This window comes from Shewanella surugensis, from assembly GCF_023284005.1.
Taxonomy (GTDB): Bacteria; Pseudomonadota; Gammaproteobacteria; order Enterobacterales; family Shewanellaceae; genus Shewanella; species Shewanella surugensis.
In genome coordinates this window covers 1-1,223 of record NZ_JAKIKS010000318.1, presented here as the reverse complement: position 1 = coordinate 1,223, position 1,223 = coordinate 1, and the positions used below count along the sequence as shown (strand labels likewise).

Below are 1,223 nucleotides of genomic sequence, written 5' to 3'. Positions count from 1 at the left end.
TGCTTGTTACTAGCTCGCCAACGCTTTTCGCAAGTTACTACGTCCTTCATCGCCTCTGACTGCCAAGGCATCCACCATATACGCTTAGTCACTTAACCATACAACTCTAATAAGTCTCTATCGCTTGCTACTCAAGCGGCTGTCTTCATTGTGAATCTCACTCGTCGGTTATGTAGGTAAACTACACGCCCTCCTCGCTCAAATCACGGCTTCAACACCCACATGATTAACTGCGCTTAAATACACTTAACATCCATACGGGTAGTATCGATGATTGTATCGTAACTAATGGTTTCTACTTTCGCCAAAATTAGAATTTTTACTTATTATTCAACACCAATATAAATATTAATATCAAACAACAAGCCAAGACACTTAATGTTTAAGTGTTTAACTCAATTTTAATTTTTTATTTCGCGCTAATGCTATAAACAACAACTTACAAGTAAGTCACTGTCCCTTTCACATTAACACTATCAGCTTTCCAAATTGTTAAAGAACGGGCTAAAAAAAGCCAAAGATAAATTATTCTATTTATCTTTGGCGTCTCTTTCCTTTGCATTGTAAATGGTGGAGCTAATTGAGAGTAATCGAACAGTTTATTTAAACTATAAAATTATTTCAACATTTCCAAAAACCAAATGAATGGTGGAGCTATGCGGGATCGAACCGCAGACCTCCTGCGTGCAAGGCAGGCGCTCTCCCAGCTGAGCTATAGCCCCATTTACATGCAGTCAAACAAAACAATCTATTTTTCAATACCAAATCGAGATTAATCAAGGCAGATTGATGTGACGTTTAGTGTTGTTCTAAACGAGCATTAATCTAACGATGAGTAAGCGAAGATTTGGTGGGTCAGAGTGGACTTGAACCACCGACCTCACCCTTATCAGGGGTGCGCTCTAACCAGCTGAGCTACAGACCCATTCTTTTTGGTCTTTTCATCCTTATTCGGCGTTACTTTCATCACTTCTCAGTCAGGTGCTAGAGCACGTTCTCTGCGAGGCTCTTCAAGTGCCTTGATTAAGAATCAAAATCCTCAAAAACAACCTTTCGATTATTTCGTTCTTTCTTATGACAAGCATATCTGTGTGAACACTCAACAAACATCGAGTTAGTCGTTAAGGTAAGGAGGTGATCCAGCCCCAGGTTCCCCTAGGGCTACCTTGTTACGACTTCACCCCAGTCATGAACCACACCGTGGTAAACGCCCTCCCGAAGGT

The 1,223-nt window shown here is 40.8% G+C and carries 2 tRNA genes and 2 rRNA genes; all 4 read right to left on the bottom strand.

The features are described 5' to 3' along the window. Window positions 1–98, bottom strand: a 23S ribosomal RNA gene (locus L2764_RS27280); the annotation flags it as partial. Window positions 99–646: 548 nt separating this feature from the next. Continuing rightward, a tRNA-Ala gene (locus L2764_RS27275) sits at window positions 647–722 on the bottom strand. A 126-nt stretch (window positions 723–848) separates the two neighbouring features. After that, window positions 849–925 (bottom strand) — tRNA-Ile (locus L2764_RS27270). A 202-nt stretch (window positions 926–1,127) separates the two neighbouring features. Then, window positions 1,128–1,223 (bottom strand): 16S ribosomal RNA (locus tag L2764_RS27265); the annotation flags it as partial.